This is a genomic window from Pseudomonas sp. AC239, from assembly GCF_979258545.1.
On sequence record NZ_OZ409864.1, the window covers coordinates 370,020 to 384,157 of the forward strand.

Sequence of the window (14,138 nt, forward strand, 5' to 3'; positions counted from 1 at the left end):
CTAAAGCTCGGGGTACCTTCGTTACGGGACCGATCCGGGCGCAGCGGCTACGGTTTGCTTCGCTGCACCTCCTTCCGCTGTGTACGACTGCGTCGTACGGTCGCTGCGCTCCCACACCCGGATCGATCCCATAACGAAGCCTGCCGAAGGGGCAAAAGATCAAGAGCCGGATCAAAGCCAAAACAAAAGCAAAACCAAAAGCAAAACCAAAAGAAAAAGCAAAAGCAAAAGCCAGATCAAAAGATCGCAGCCTTCGGCAGCTCCTACAGTTGGATCGAGTGTTACCTCAAGACCAGGTCGGCTGTCGGGCCGCCTTCGCGAGCAGGCTCGCTCCCACAAAAGCAAAAGCAAAGCAGCGCAGCTGCCCGCGGCGAAGCCGCCCCATTCAACAATGAGCGCAAGCTCGAGTGCTTTTGATCCACCGGCGACGTCGGAAGGCTGAGTGGAGGGATTGATCCGGGCGTGGGAGCGCAGCGACCGTCTGGCGCAGCCAGACACAGCGCAAGGAGGCGCAGCGAAGCAAACCGTAGCCGCTGCGCCCGGATCGATCCCGCAGCGAAGGAACCCGAGCCTGCGAGGGCCGAACGTAGGAGCAAGCGTTTTTTGCTTACTTTTTTTGGCGCTTGTAAAAAAGTAAGTCGCCGTCAGGCGAAACCGTCAGCAGTCGCTACCGCAGCAACGGATATTCACCCAAATCACCCAAAGCCTGGCCGGCCCAGAGGCCGCCAAGACCAAAAAAAAGCCCCTCAAAACGAGGGGCCCAAAAAACCAGCTCAGAAACCCGAATCAGGTCATCTGAATAATGGTCTGCATAATCGTGCTCTGCGTCGAAATGGTCTTGGCGTTCGCCTGATAGTTGCTCTGGCCTTTGATCAGATCAACCAGCTCATTGGTCAGGTTAACGTTCGATTCTTCCAGCGAGTTGGACACCACCGAACCCAGCGTACCGGTCTCAGGCGCATCGTAGCCCGGAATACCCGAAGCAAACGTCTCTTTCCAGCTGGTGCCACCGATCGCCTGCAGGCCCTGTTCGTTGGTGAAGCTCGCCAGTGCAACCTGTCCGATGGCCTTGCTCTGGTTGTTGCTGAAGTTGGCGAACAAGGTACCGGTACCGTCGATGGTCAGGTTGGTGATCTGGCCAGTCGCGTAACCATCCTGAGTAGGAATCGTGCGCGAGGTGTCGGCGTTGTACTGAGTGGTCTTGGCCATCGAGATGGTCACACCCGCCGGGTTTGCCGCCGCGCCGTTAGCCTTCCAGACACCATCGGTCACAGTGCCTGGCACCCAGCCCTTGAGTGTCAGGTCGCTGCTGATGATGGCCGGGCCACCCAGCGGATCTGGCGTGCTGACCTGGGTCAGCTTGCCGGTCGCGTCAAAGGACAGCGTCGAGGCCACAGGCGCGGTGGTCTTCGGATCGCTGCCGGTCGCATCCGGGTTACGACCGTCCACCAGGGTGTAGACCTTCCAGGTGTTGGCGCCGGTTTTCACCATGTATTGATCCATGGTGTGCTGGTTGCCCTGGCTGTCATAGATCGGGGTGCTGAACGACTTGGTGTAGGTCGCAGTGTTGGTAGGGTCGAATTTGCCTGCCGCGACCGTATCGTCGATCACCGCAGCGGTCGAGTTCAGATTAATGGTCGAAGCCACCGCCGAAGTCGACTTCGGGGCCAGGTTCGAGGTATCGATCTTGAGGTCGGTCAAGACGCCGTTAATAATCTTGCCGTTGGCATCCACACCGTAGCCCTGCAAACGCGAGGTGTAGTCGGTGTTGGTGATGTAGCCGGCGTTATCGACCTTGAACGTACCGGCACGGGTGTAAGACACCGAGCCGTTGTTGTTCATGGTGAAAAAGCCAGAGCCGTTAATGCCCATATCCAGCACGTTGCCAGTGTTGTTGATGTCACCCTGGGTGAACTGCTGGGACACGTTGGCCAGGCGTACGCCGTTACCGATCACTTTGCTGCCGCTGCCCAGACGAGTCGCCGAATAGACGTCTTCGAATTCTGCGCGCGAGGATTTGAACCCGGCGGTGGCGACGTTGGCGATGTTGTTGCCGGTCACGTCGAGTTGTTTGTTGGCGGCATAGAGACCGCTAAGGCCGATGTTAAAAGACATGTTCCACTCCTTCGTGCCGGGTTAGTCGGCTCTATATACCAATGGTTTGTACTTTGGACAGGGCGACAGTGCCCTTGCCGGCCAGGTTGAGCATCAGCTCGCCACCGGTCTGGCTGATCGTCACGCTGTTGACGGTTGCTGGCAGGTAGGTCGCCAGGTCGGTCGCCGCGCCGTTGATCGGTGCGCTGGCCTTGAACGTGTAAGTACCGACCGGAACCACGGTGCCGGCGGTGTCCTTGCCGTCCCACGTGAAACTGGCAGCACCCGCAGCGCGGCTGCCCAGGTCGATGGTGCGCACGGTCTTGCCGTCCTTGTCGGTGATGGTCACGGTGCCGCCGGCAATCGACGAAGGCACGGAGACCGAACCGGTCAGGCCTTTGCTCGGGTCATCGAGCTGCGCGGTGTTGGTCTGCACGATCACGTTGCGACCGACCAGCGACGAGGCTTGCAGCGCCTGCGACGAGTTGTAGTTGCCGGCAAGGCCACTGACTGTGGAGTTCAGCGTGGTGATGCCTTCAAGGCTGCTGAACTGCGCCAGTTGCGCCACGAAAGCGCTGTTGTCCTGCGGGTCGAGCGGGTTCTGGTTTTTCAGCTGGGTGACCAGCAATTGCAGGAACGCATCCTTGCCCAGCGCCTGGCCGCCGGTGGCACTGTTGGTCGCCGAGGCGATGCCGCCCGACGTGGTGCTACTCGTCTTGGACGAGTTGGCCAGGATGTCTTTCATGCTCAGGGTGCTGGTGGTGTCCGTAACGCTCATGGCATTCGTCCCTTATTACTGACCGAGGGTCAGTACCTTCTGCATCATGGTCTTGGCGGTGTTCATCATTTCCGCGTTGGTCTGGAACGAGCGGCTGGCGGAAATCATGTCAGCCATTTCTTCCACCACGTTGACGTTCGGGTAGTAGACGTAGCCCTTGGCGTCAGCGGCCGGGTGGTTCGGCTCGTAGCGCGCCTCGAGGTTGCTCTGGTCTTCGACAACGCCGAGCACCTGCACACCCTGCCCGGCCGCGTCCTGGTTCTGGAACAACGAACTGCTGCCGCCGGCCTGGCCGCCCTGGAACATGGTGGCGAACACCGGGTGACGGGCGCGGTAGGTCTGGTCGATGCTCGAGGAGACGGTTTCGGCGTTGGCGATGTTCGAGGCCACGGTGTTCAGACGTGTGGTCTGCGCGCTCATGCCGCTGCCGGCAATGTTGAAAACGCTGGACAGGGACATGGATTATTCTCCGCGCAGGGCTGACACCAGCCCTTTGAATTTGCTGTTGAGCAAGGTGAAGCTGGCCTGGAAACCGACGGCGTTTTCCGCGTAGTTGGACTGTTCCAGTTGAGCGTCGACGGTGTTCTGGTCGATCGAAGGCTGCATCGGCGTGCGATACATCAGCGACTCGTCGCCGTTGCCCAGACCTTCAGCCTCGATGTGACGGCTGTTGGTCATGTTCAGGGCAAAGTGGCCGCCGGTCTTGGTTTTCTCGGTCTGTGCTTCGAGCACTTTGGAGAAATCCAGATCCCGCGCCTTGTAGTTCGGGGTGTCGGCGTTGGCGATGTTGTTGGCCAGCACTTCGGCACGCTGGGCGCGGAAGCCCAATGCCTTTTCGTGAATGCCCAGCGCTTTGTCGAAGCTGATGCTCATGTCGGGAACCTTCAGGTGACCGGTTTTTCGTATCTGAGCTTTAGCAAGCGCCGTGCCAAATGAACAAAGCCCCGTATTCCGGGGCTTTGCGCCGAACAGGCTAAGCGGCAATGCCAGAAAAGCGGCAATCGATTACCGCCGGATGCCGCTTTTCTGCCGCTTGCCGTCCTTGCCAGGTCCCTGTGGGAGCGAGCCTGCTCGCGAAGGCGGCGTGTCAGGCGCCAACTGTCTTACGGACAGACCGCTATCGCGAGCAGGCTCGCTCCCACAGGGGGTTTGTGGTGTTCGTGGAAAATAATTCGGGCATAAAAAACGGGAGGCCTTTGCGGGCTTCCCGTTTTTTGTATCAGCGCAAACCGCTTATTTCGCCTTGTAGATAATCCCCGGGCTGCACTGAACCATCTGGTAATGATCCGGCAATCCGTTCAGCGCCTCGGACGCGCCAAGGAACAGATACCCGCCCGGCTTCAACGTGCTGTGAATGCGCAAAAGGATGTCTTTCTTCACTTCGGCAGAGAAGTAGATCAGCACGTTGCGGCAGAACACGATGTCGAACTTGCCCAGCGCTGCGTAGCTGTCGAGCAGGTTGAAGGAGCGGAATTCCACCCGGCTCTTGATCGGCGCCTTGACCACCCAGCGCCCCGGCCCTTTCGGGTCGAAGTAGCGTTGCAGGCGTTCCGGCGACAGGCCGCGACCGATCGCCAAGCTGTCGTATTCACCGGTCTTGCAGTTGTTGAGCATCAGGCCCGACAGATCAGTAGCAACGATCTGCACGCCCATCTTCAACTGGCCCAGGTTGCTGCGCTCGAACTCGTCGATCGACATCGACAGCGAGTACGGTTCCTGCCCCGACGAGCAGGCCGCCGACCAGATCCGCAGACGCTGGTTGGGGCTGGCCTTGATCGCTTCCGGCAGTACCTTGTTCTTCAAGACTTCAAACGGATAGGTGTCGCGAAACCACAGGGTTTCGTTGGTCGTCATGGCATCGACCACCTGCTCGCGCAAACCGCTGCGCGGCTGGGTCTGGATGCGCTGTACCAGCTCACCCAGGGACTTGATGCCTTGCTGCTCCATCAGTTTGTTGAGACGGCTCGAGACCAGATACTGCTTGTTTTCACCGAGCAGAATGCCACAGGCTTTTTCCAGGAAGACCCGGAACTGTTCGAAATCCAAATTACCCGTAGACAATGATGCCGCCTCTTAAATCGTGTTGAACGCCAAGGGCAAAACGCCCCTAGCTGATATCTGCTGCTTTGATCCGGTCGACTACCCGGGATGCGAGGTCATCAGGACGGAATTTGGCCAGAAAGTCATCAGCACCGACTTTCTTCACCATCGCCTGATTGAATACCCCCGACAACGAAGTATGCAGGATGATATGGAGCTTTTGCATGCGTGCGTCGCCGCGGATTTCCGCCGTCAGGGTGTACCCGTCCATCTCCGGCATCTCGATGTCGGAAATCATCATCAGGAACTCTTCTTCCGGCTTCTTGCCCTCGTCGACCAGCTTGCGCAGGTAATCAAGCGCCTGCTTGCCGTCGTTCAGCGCCACCACTTCGACACCGATGGTCTGCAGACAACGCGTGACCTGCTTGCGCGCCACCGACGAGTCATCGACCGTCAGCACCCGCAGCGACAATGCCTTGGTCTGCGTCTCGACATCGACCACGCCCACCGAAATCGCTTCCGGCGTCGGCGCCACTTCGGCCAGCACCTTCTCGACGTCGATGATTTCGACCAGCTGGTTGTCGACCCGGGTCACAGCGGTCAGGTAGTGATCGCGGCCGGTACCCTTGGGCGGCGGATGGATCTCTTCCCAGTTCATGTTGACGATGCGCTCCACCGAGCGGACCAGGAAACCCTGGGTCTTGGTGTTGTACTCCGTGATGATCACGAACGGGCTGTTCTTGTCTTTCAACGCACCGGAGCCCGTTGCCATTGCCAGATCCAGGATCGGAATGGTCGCTCCCCGTATATTCGCTACCCCGCACACGACAGGACTGGATTTGGGCATCAAGGTCAGGGACGGGCATTGCAACACTTCCCGTACCTTGAACACGTTGATCCCGTAGAGCTGCGGCCCGTCGAGACGGAACAACAGCAGCTCGAGGCGATTCTGCCCTACCAGTTGCGTGCGCTGGTTCACCGAATCCATTACACCAGCCATGCCCAGACTCCTACATCAACGCCAAGTGTTGTTGCGACGCACATTCATTGCTAAACGGCACGGCGCTTGCTTTTTAACTCGTATGAACGCTCAAACGACATTTTCCCGACGCCTGACATCTACCCTTCGCAAAGGGCTTTGCGCGGTGTCCGCCGTTTGCTGCTTGCTTGCTGGCAGTCCTGCCCATGCAGATGCGGTTACCTTGCCTGATATGCTTATCGGCGTGACTCAGGGCTTTCTTGAATTCACCGTAGAAGACTATTTGGCTTCCAGTCAAACCGAAGGCCGCTACGAAATCGAAGTCAACCAGCTCGACCCGCGCATGCGCATGCCGATGTGCGACAAGGAATTGACAGCCACGCTGGAGAGCCCGGCGCGCCCGCTGGGGCGCGTTACGGTGAAGGTCCGCTGCGAAGGCAGTTCGCCCTGGACAGTGTTCGTGCCCGCTCAAGTCCGCCTGTTTCGCGAGATCGTGACTACCACTCGTCCGCTGAAACGCGCCGGTATCATCGAGCCGCAGGACGTGACGTTGCGCGAGCGCGATGTCAGCACGATCAATCAGGGTTTCCTCACCTCCGTCGACGAAGCGATCGGGCAGAAATTGACCCGACCAACGGTAGCCGATCAGGTCATCACGCAGGTGCATCTGGAGCAGGCCGAAGTCGTGCGCAAGGGTGACCAGGTGGTGATCACAGCGCGCAGCGGCACCCTCGCCGTACGCATGCCGGGGGAAGCACTCTCCAATGGCGGCATGAAAGAACAGATTCGCGTAAAAAACCTTAATTCTCAAAGAGTTATCAAGGCGCAGGTGATTGCGCCGGGACAGGTCGAAGTGGCCATGTAAAAGCCTCGCGGAGAAAACTGGCGCCGATCCCGTCGCTTCCCTAAACTGTGCCGCAGCAGGTCTCGCAGCGGCGCATGCAAGCTTATGGTTGATTGGGCCTAAAGTTTTTCAGGGGATAGCCGAAAACATGGCAAGCGTCCAAATTCCCAGAGGTTTTTTATCATGGTTATCGATTTCAACCGATTGAACAGTTCCTCGTCACTAACCGGCAGCACACGTACCAGCAACGCCAAGGAAAGCGCTGAAAACAGCCCCTCCGCGCCGCTGAATACCCAGGCCGAACAGGCCAATGTCGCCAAAAGCGGGGAGTCGGTACACCTCAGCAATGAGGCTCAACAGTTGCAGAAGGTCACTGACAAGCTGCGCGATCAGCCTGCTGTCGACAAAGCCCGAGTGGCCGAGTTGAAAGCCGCGATTGCCGATGGCAGCTATAAAGTCGACAGCAACCGTGTAGCCAGCAAACTGCTCAACTTCGAAGCCCAGCGCTAGGCTTTTGCCGGCGCCAGGCTTTTGGACGCTTAAACCCCAAGGCCAGCCATGCACGACACTAACTTATTGCAACTGATCAACGACGACTTTGCTCCAGCGCAACAATTGCTGGAGTTATTGCAAACCGAATCCCTCGCTTTGCATGGTCGCGACATGCCGTTGCTGGAAGAAATTCTGGCGACCAAGCAAGCGTTGATCATTCTGCTCGAGCAGCATGGCCGCAAGCGCAGCGAAATCCTCGCCAGCCTCAACCTGCCGACCGATCGCACAGGTCTTGAGCAACTGGCCAGCCAGTCGAGCATTGGCGACCAGTTGCTGACCCAGGGCGATGCCCTGACCGCGCTGATCGCCCAATGCCAGGCAGCCAACATCAAGAACGGCCAGTCGATCCAGATCCAGCAGGCGACTACGGCCAACCAGCTGAAGATCCTCACCGGCGGTGAGCCGCCAGCGCTGTACGACGCCAGCGGCACCTTTGCCAAACCGGTCAAGCCGCGAACGCTCAGCCAGGCATGAGCCATTCGCTGGCCCTGCACTATCCACTTGCGCAACATGCTGGCAAAATACTGGCCAGTCGTAGTCTTATTTTGTCTGGAGATTGAAGAACCGTGTCCAACACCCTAAGCGCGGATGATGCTCCGCAGCCTCCGAAGGTGCTCACCACGCCACTGGAAATCTCCAGCAACCTGCGCCAGCTGCAAGACAGCCACGATCCGCTGATCATCACCTTCCATGAACGCAGCCAGCGTTTTCAGAGTTACCTGATCAAGGTCGACCGCGAAACCGCGACGATCGCGCTGGACGAAATGATCCCGCGCGATGGCGAGCGTTTCCTCCAGGCTGGCGAGCCGTTCAAGGTTGAAGGCTTTCACGACGGCGTGCGCATCGCCTGGGAATGCAACGGCACGCTGAACATCGAAGAATCCGACGGTGACCGTTTCTACACCGGCGACCTGCCGAGCGAAGTGGTCTATCACCAGCGCCGCAACGCTTTCCGCGCTGCGTTGAAGCTCACAGATCTGGTCAGCGTTGAACTGGGCGGCGAAAAGCTCAAGGTTCCTCTGCAGGGCAAGCTGCTGGATATTTCTGCGACCGGTTGCAAGTTCCGCTTCGAAGGCGACATCACTGATCGCCTGCAACTGGGCCAGGTCTACGATCGCCTGATCGCCCCGCCGCTGTTCGGCAACCAGCCAACATCCGTCGAACTGCGCTATCTGCATTTCGAAGAAAAACTCAACATCACCTTCGCCGGGCTGCGCTTCCACAACATCAGTGGCCAGGCTGCGCGCAACGTCGAGCGTTTCGTTTACCAGTTGCAGCGTGAAGCACGGCGTTTCGACAAAGACGATCTCTGAGTCGCAGTGACCAATAAAAAGGGCAGTCCCGCACAGGACTGCCCTTTTTTATGCGCCGATGTTTACCTTCGATTCAGGGCCTGCCACCGCTGATATCCGGCGCAGGCTTATCGTCATTGCCGCTGTCCAGTTCGGTTTCAACGACTGCTTCCGGCTGCGCTTCGGGCTCAGGCTCAGGAGTGACCGGCGCCGGGTCTTGGACCATCTGCTCCTGCACCACCTGCTCATCGACACGCGGGTCAAGCGCCGCCACCAGCGGCGAGCTCGACATGCTGTCCGGCATTGCCACGTGATGCAGCGGTGCGTCGTCTACCTGGTGCAGGTTGGTCACTGCTTTCGGACGAATCCGCCAGACCAGCACCAACGCGAAGAAACTGAAGAACGCATACAGGCTCTGACTGCCGAGAAACTTCATCAGCACGCCCGCTAGCAGCGGCCCGATGCTCGCGCCAACACCATAAGTCACCAGCAGCATGGCGGTCAGCGACACCCGGCGATCGCCTTCGACGTGGTCGTTGGAAAACGCCACCGCCAGCGGATACAGACAAAACTGCACCAGCGAACAGAAGAAGCCGACGACGAACAGCACCTCCAGCGGCACCTGCGGCATGATCGCCAACGGCAACGCCGCCACCGCCAGAAACCCGGCAAAGCAGCGAATCAGCAGCGCGCGGTCATAACGGTCGGACAACCAGCCCAACGGCCACTGCACCAGCAGACCGGCAAAAATGCAGCTACCCATGAACAGACCGACCTGCTCGGTAGTCAGCCCCTGTTGCGATGCATACAGCGGCGCCAGACCGTAGAACGAACCGATGATCAGACCGGCGCCGAGCACCGTGCTCAGCGATTGCGGCACACGCTTGATAAAGAAGCGCGGCTCCATCGGCGCGGGGTGCAGAGGCGCCGGGTGAATCCGTCGGGTCAGCGTCACCGGCACCAGACACAGGGCAAAGCACAGCGCCACCAGCATCAGCAGTTCCAGACCGAGGCCGGGGTGCATGACCAGAATCAGCTGGCCCAGCACCAGGCCCAGGTACGAGGCGATCATGTAACCGCTGAACACCAGGCCGCGTTGATTGGCATCGGCCTGCTCGTTGAGCCAGCTCTCGATCACCATGTACTGGCACATCATGCCCAGACCAACGATTGTCCGCAGCACCAGCCACGCCGGCAGCCAGTCCACCAGCCCGTGGCCGAGCACCGCCGCGCCGACGATCCCGGCACACGCCGAGTAGGCACGGATATGCCCGACCCGGGCAATCAGGCGATGGCCGATCTTCCCGCCCAGCACCAGACCGAAATAGTTGGCCGCCATCAGCGCACCGACCCACAGCCCGTCGACATTGTCGGCGGCCAGACGCAAAGCCAGATAAGTAGAAAGAAGGCCAGAGCCGATCAACATCATCAGCGAGGCGAAATACAGTGCTCGAAAGGATTTCCAGATTTGGCGCATCGGCGTTCCGAGCGGCTCCTTGCAGTAAATACCGGGTGGTCAGAACGACTGCCCGGCAGCAGCGATACGTCAGGCCTGGGCGGCCAGCACACGGCGCTCCCAGGGAGTGATTTCATCAAAGAAACTGGTCAACTCCATGGTCTTCGAAGCGATGTAGCCTTCGATGAACTCCGACCCGAACAGTTCCCTCGCCAACTGGCTACGTTTCAGACGCTCCAGCGCGGCGTGCAAGGTACACGGCAAGGCCAGATTATCCGGCACGGCGAACTCACCCTGGATTGCCGCGCTCGGCTCCAGTTCCTGCTCGATGCCATGCAAACCCGCAGCCAGACTGGCGGCGATGGCCAGATACGGATTGGCATCGGCGCCCGGCAAACGGTTTTCGACCCGACGGGCGACCGGCGAGCTGGCGGGAATACGCAAGCCGGCGGCGCGATTGTCATGGGACCAACAGGCGTTGTTCGGCGACGCGTACGGATGACACAGGCGCTGATAGGAATTCACATTGGGCGCGAACAGCGCGGTGAAGTCGGCCAACCCTGCCTGCTGCCCGCCGATGAAGTGGCGGAACATCGCTGTCGGCTCACCGTTCGAGTCGGTAAAGACATTCTTGCCGCTGCCGATCTCAACGATGCTCTGGTGAATATGCATCGAGCTGCCCGGCGTATGCGCCAGCGGTTTGGCCATGCACACCACGCTCAGGCCATGCTTGAGCGCGACTTCCTTGAGCAGGTGCTTGAACAGAAACGTCTGATCGGCCAGCAGCAGCGGATCGCCGTGCAGCAGATTGATCTCGAACTGGCTGACGCCCATTTCATGCATGAAGGTGTCGCGCGGCAGGCCGAGGGCCGCCATGCATTTATACACTTCGCTGAAGAACGGCCGCAGACCGTTGTTGGAACTGACGCTGAACGCTGACTGGCCATCCTCGCGGCGACCGTCGAGGCCTACCGGCGGACGGAACGGCTGAGTCGGATCGGTATTGGGTGCGAAGACAAAAAATTCCAGTTCGGTCGCCACCACCGGCGCCAGACCGTGCGCGGCATAACGGGCGATGACCGCTTTGAGCTGGCCACGGGTCGAGAGACTTGAGCTCTCCCCGCTCAGTTCGTCAGCGTCGCAAATCGCCATGGCGCGCGGCTCGTCGCTCCACGGCAAACGATGAATCTGCGCAGGATCGGCGACCAGCGCCAGATCGCCGTCGTCACTGCCGTAAAACCGCGCCGGCGGATAGCCGCCCATGATGCATTGCAGCAGCACACCCCGCGCCAACTGCAAACGCCGCCCCTCGAGGAAACCCTCGGCGGTCATTACCTTGCCCCGTGGCACCCCGTTCAGATCCGGGGTGACACATTCAATCTCATCAATGCCGGTCAATCGCTGCGCGAGTGAACCCTGGCCATCGGTTGTCATGACGCAATCCTTGTTGTTGTGCGAGCCGCGAACGGCGACCCGGACAAAATAGGCTGCGGCTGTTCGGAATATCAAGCAGCGTCAAACAAAAAGCCTGTCATGGCAGATAGAGGCTGAACACCCCACCACCCAACGGCCCGCCGTTGCTGATTTCGGTGCGCCCTTCCACGCCGTTGCGCTGATGCAGCGCGGCGATGCGATTGGCGAAATACAGGCCCAGGCCGGTGCTGCCGCTGCTGTGATTGATGCCCTGGACATAATCGGCCTGACGCTCAAGCATCTCTGCTGGATAGCCGTCGCCATCGTCATTGATGCTCAGCACCAGTTGCCCGGCTTCGTCGCTGACGGTGATCAGCAGCGACTCGCGGGCGTAACGGATCGCATTGTTGATGCAGTTGCCGAGCACCGAGGCGATCAGCTCGCGATCGAAGAAACCCAGCGGGCTCAACGGATCGACTTCATAGGTGGCGATGATGCCGCGACTGGCAAACACTTCCTGATGCGCGGCCAGTTGCGCCTCGATGAAATCGTCGAGTTCGTGATAGGCCGGCTGTAGCGGCAACTGGTTGACGCCGAGTTTGTACAGCCCGAGCAACTGCACGAGCATGCCGTTGAGGTGGGCGAACTCGAAGTCGATCACGCCCTGCTCCGAGCCGTCGCGCAGCTCTTTCGGCAGACGCGCCAGCCATTGGCTGTGCGCCTGCATCAGCATGGCCAGGGAGTTCTTCATGTCGTGGACGGTGGAGGCAATCACCGTGGAAAAATCCAGCGCCGGATCAATTGGGTTCATTCGCCAAACGCCTTGCTTTTCAGCTTCTGATAACGCGCAAACCGCGCGTCGGTGTCGGGCATCAGGCCCACCAGTTTCAGGCAGGCCCGACATTCTTCCAGCTCCGCCGACGGCACACTGGTGTCGGTGCCGTGCAGCAGCGACTGGGCCAGGTTCAGCGCAATACTGATGTTTTTCGGTTGCAGCTTGAGCGCCTTGCGGAACACCTCGCGGGCCTCGACCAGATTGCCGGTCTTGTACACACGCACGCCCTGGCGGTTGAGATCGGCTGCAGCGTTGCTCGAGCTGAGAATGGTCGGATCGTCAGTGAGCTTGGCAATGTCTTTCATCACCGCCGGATCATCACCGTAGATCTCCGCGCAGCTCTTGAGCATCGAAGTGCCCGCCTCGGCCTGACCGAGCATTTGCAACTGCTTGGCCACCAACAGCGCCGCCTCGGGGCTCATGAATTGTTCCATGCCATCGAGGCGCATCAGTGCTTGTTCGGTGAGCTTATCGGCGGTTTCGGCGTCGTTGAGCAACAGGCTGGTAGCTTTCATCAACCGCGCGCGAATCTGCAGGCCTGGATCGCTCGGGTTCTCTTTGGCTACGGCGCTGAGTGTGGTGTTGATCTCCAGCCGCGTGCGCGTGTCGAGACCGCGATCACTGCCCTTGCTGATCAGCGCGTGCGCCAGGCCGAGGTTGCTTTCCGGGTCCTTGAAACGCGACTGCGCGCCCTGCGCCACTGCCTGGCGATAAGCACGCGAGGCGGTTTCGAAATCTTCGTTGGCCATCGCCAGTTTGCCGAGCAAGGCCTGACGACGCACCGCCAGCGGCGACAGGCGAATCGCTTCTTCCAGCACTCGCTGCGCGCCTTTGCTGTCGCCTTCGGCCACCAGCACATCAGCCATGCCGTCATACAGCGCCGGCATCATCGGGAAGACTTTCAGGGCTTTTTCATAAACTTCTTTGGCCTGCGAGACCTGCCCGCGTTTGAACAGCAACTTGCCCAATCCAGCGAAGGCCCATGGCAATGGGCGGTCGGCAATGATGCCGTCGTAGAGTCGCTCCAGCGCTTCGTTCTGGTTCATGTCGCGCAGGGCGTCGGCGCGGTAACGCAGGCACAGCGGCGAATAGCGGATGTCCTGTTTGCACAGGGCAATACAGGCATTGAGCACCTCGACCGGCTTACCGCGATCAAGGGCTTGCAGAATCGGTTTGAGCAACGTCTTGCGTTGTTCCAGACGCTCAAGGCGCTGGGCCAGTCCGGAACGGTTGAACGGCTTGGTCAGGTACGCATCCGGCTCATGCTCCAGCGCACTGAGCACCATCGCCTGACTGGTTTCGGCGGTGACCATGACGAAAACGGCTTCGTGGCTGATGAGCTTTTCCGACATCAGGTCTTCGAGCACCTGCTGGCCGTTCTTCTTGCCGTCGCCGAGGTGGAAGTCCTGAAGAATGAAATCGTAAGACTTCTGCGAGCACATCTTCAGCGCCTGCTCGCCAGTGTCGGCAGTATCGACATCCTTGACGCCGAGCTCACGCAACATCGAACGCACGGAACTGCGGAAATCGGAAAAATCATCGACGATCAGAAAGCTTTTTTGGTGATACGACGACATCGAGGATTTCCAGGCAATTGAAGAAAACGAACCGAGGCGATTTCAGGCGCGCAGATGATAGCTGGAGGCCATGCGCCATCAAGCGATTTCGCTGGAGTCTGAACTCACCGTTCGGGTTATCGGCCAAAAATCACGGGGCCTGAGGGTGCTGCTCAAGATTCTTCGTTGAGATTGTCGAAGCGTCTAAGGATCGAAATTGACGACGAACGACCACCGACCATCACGCCGGCAAATTAATCGGCACGGTTGCCAATCGCCGGAGGTCAAAAACACAGGCA

At 59.4% G+C, this 14,138-nt stretch carries 14 protein-coding genes; 4 read left to right on the forward strand and 10 right to left on the reverse strand.

Going from position 1 to position 14,138, the window contains the following annotated elements; all coding sequences use genetic code 11:
* Positions 1-786: 786 nt before the first annotated feature.
* The 6 genes from flgE to ACZ0AZ_RS01755 all read right to left on the reverse strand — a co-directional run bounded on the left by flgE (position 787) and on the right by ACZ0AZ_RS01755 (position 5,912).
* Positions 787-2,115: a flagellar hook protein FlgE gene (flgE, locus tag ACZ0AZ_RS01730; RefSeq protein ID WP_016773616.1), complete on the reverse strand. Its 1,329-nt coding sequence runs from the start codon at positions 2,113-2,115 to the stop codon at positions 787-789.
* Between the two features lie 31 nt (positions 2,116-2,146).
* On the reverse strand, positions 2,147-2,872 hold the full coding sequence (gene flgD, locus ACZ0AZ_RS01735) for a flagellar hook assembly protein FlgD (protein ID WP_463538607.1): 726 nt from the start codon (positions 2,870-2,872) through the stop codon (positions 2,147-2,149).
* 15 nt (positions 2,873-2,887) lie between these two features.
* Entirely contained in the window at positions 2,888-3,331 is a 444-nt protein-coding gene (gene flgC, locus ACZ0AZ_RS01740; protein ID WP_039757856.1) for a flagellar basal body rod protein FlgC, read from the reverse strand.
* Between the two features lie 3 nt (positions 3,332-3,334).
* The gene (gene flgB / locus ACZ0AZ_RS01745) at positions 3,335-3,745 is read right to left on the reverse strand and encodes a flagellar basal body rod protein FlgB (RefSeq protein WP_016773613.1); all 411 of its coding nucleotides are present in this window, start codon (positions 3,743-3,745) and stop codon (positions 3,335-3,337) included.
* Between the two features lie 360 nt (positions 3,746-4,105).
* Positions 4,106-4,933: a protein-glutamate O-methyltransferase CheR gene (gene cheR, locus ACZ0AZ_RS01750; protein WP_016773612.1), complete on the reverse strand. Its 828-nt coding sequence runs from the start codon at positions 4,931-4,933 to the stop codon at positions 4,106-4,108.
* A gap of 46 nt (positions 4,934-4,979) precedes the next feature.
* Positions 4,980-5,912: a chemotaxis protein CheV gene (locus ACZ0AZ_RS01755; protein WP_016773611.1), complete on the reverse strand. Its 933-nt coding sequence runs from the start codon at positions 5,910-5,912 to the stop codon at positions 4,980-4,982.
* Between the two features lie 82 nt (positions 5,913-5,994).
* Between ACZ0AZ_RS01755 and flgA the strand changes: the two genes are divergently transcribed.
* The 4 genes from flgA (at position 5,995) to ACZ0AZ_RS01775 (ending at position 8,600) form a co-directional block, all read left to right on the forward strand.
* A complete protein-coding gene (gene flgA, locus ACZ0AZ_RS01760; RefSeq protein WP_080769351.1) occupies positions 5,995-6,756 on the forward strand; it encodes a flagellar basal body P-ring formation chaperone FlgA in 762 nt (253 codons plus the stop codon).
* A 162-nt stretch (positions 6,757-6,918) separates the two neighbouring features.
* Complete coding sequence (gene flgM / locus ACZ0AZ_RS01765; RefSeq protein WP_016773609.1) at positions 6,919-7,245, forward strand: flagellar biosynthesis anti-sigma factor FlgM; 327 nt, start codon at positions 6,919-6,921, stop codon at positions 7,243-7,245.
* A gap of 48 nt (positions 7,246-7,293) precedes the next feature.
* Positions 7,294-7,761 (forward strand): flagella synthesis protein FlgN, encoded by a 468-nt coding sequence (locus tag ACZ0AZ_RS01770; RefSeq protein WP_016773608.1) that lies wholly within the window; start codon positions 7,294-7,296, stop codon positions 7,759-7,761.
* A gap of 92 nt (positions 7,762-7,853) precedes the next feature.
* Entirely contained in the window at positions 7,854-8,600 is a 747-nt protein-coding gene (locus ACZ0AZ_RS01775; protein ID WP_016773607.1) for a flagellar brake protein, read from the forward strand.
* A gap of 73 nt (positions 8,601-8,673) precedes the next feature.
* Here the strand turns inward: ACZ0AZ_RS01775 and ACZ0AZ_RS01780 are convergent, their stop codons facing one another.
* From ACZ0AZ_RS01780 to ACZ0AZ_RS01795, 4 genes are all read right to left on the reverse strand, one after another.
* Positions 8,674-10,056, reverse strand: a complete 1,383-nt coding sequence (locus ACZ0AZ_RS01780; protein WP_071173273.1) for an MFS transporter — start codon at positions 10,054-10,056, stop codon at positions 8,674-8,676.
* Between the two features lie 69 nt (positions 10,057-10,125).
* Positions 10,126-11,367, reverse strand: a complete 1,242-nt coding sequence (locus tag ACZ0AZ_RS01785) for a glutamine synthetase family protein (protein ID WP_177435429.1) — start codon at positions 11,365-11,367, stop codon at positions 10,126-10,128.
* Between the two features lie 199 nt (positions 11,368-11,566).
* Positions 11,567-12,259: a sensor histidine kinase gene (locus tag ACZ0AZ_RS01790; RefSeq protein WP_016773604.1), complete on the reverse strand. Its 693-nt coding sequence runs from the start codon at positions 12,257-12,259 to the stop codon at positions 11,567-11,569.
* On the reverse strand, positions 12,256-13,860 hold the full coding sequence (locus tag ACZ0AZ_RS01795) for a tetratricopeptide repeat-containing response regulator (RefSeq protein ID WP_016773603.1): 1,605 nt from the start codon (positions 13,858-13,860) through the stop codon (positions 12,256-12,258). The genes ACZ0AZ_RS01790 and ACZ0AZ_RS01795 overlap by 4 nt, the downstream gene beginning before the upstream one ends.
* Positions 13,861-14,138: the final 278 nt, after the last annotated feature.

Excerpts from the sequence above, each read along its gene's own strand:
- flgM (WP_016773609.1), top strand. The coding sequence starts at position 6,919 with ATGGTTATCGATTTCAACCGATTGAACAGTTCCTCGTCACTAACCGGC.
- flgA (WP_080769351.1), top strand. The coding sequence starts at position 5,995 with ATGAACGCTCAAACGACATTTTCCCGACGCCTGACATCTACCCTTCGC.
- ACZ0AZ_RS01755 (WP_016773611.1), bottom strand. The coding sequence starts at position 5,912 with ATGGCTGGTGTAATGGATTCGGTGAACCAGCGCACGCAACTGGTAGGG.
- ACZ0AZ_RS01785 (WP_177435429.1), bottom strand. The coding sequence starts at position 11,367 with ATGACCGCCGAGGGTTTCCTCGAGGGGCGGCGTTTGCAGTTGGCGCGG.
- flgB (WP_016773613.1), bottom strand. The coding sequence starts at position 3,745 with ATGAGCATCAGCTTCGACAAAGCGCTGGGCATTCACGAAAAGGCATTG.
- ACZ0AZ_RS01770 (WP_016773608.1), top strand. The coding sequence starts at position 7,294 with ATGCACGACACTAACTTATTGCAACTGATCAACGACGACTTTGCTCCA.
- ACZ0AZ_RS01780 (WP_071173273.1), bottom strand. The coding sequence starts at position 10,056 with ATGCGCCAAATCTGGAAATCCTTTCGAGCACTGTATTTCGCCTCGCTG.
- flgD (WP_463538607.1), bottom strand. The coding sequence starts at position 2,872 with ATGAGCGTTACGGACACCACCAGCACCCTGAGCATGAAAGACATCCTG.
- ACZ0AZ_RS01790 (WP_016773604.1), bottom strand. The coding sequence starts at position 12,259 with ATGAACCCAATTGATCCGGCGCTGGATTTTTCCACGGTGATTGCCTCC.
- flgE (WP_016773616.1), bottom strand. The coding sequence starts at position 2,115 with ATGTCTTTTAACATCGGCCTTAGCGGTCTCTATGCCGCCAACAAACAA.
- ACZ0AZ_RS01795 (WP_016773603.1), bottom strand. The coding sequence starts at position 13,860 with ATGTCGTCGTATCACCAAAAAAGCTTTCTGATCGTCGATGATTTTTCC.
- flgC (WP_039757856.1), bottom strand. The coding sequence starts at position 3,331 with ATGTCCCTGTCCAGCGTTTTCAACATTGCCGGCAGCGGCATGAGCGCG.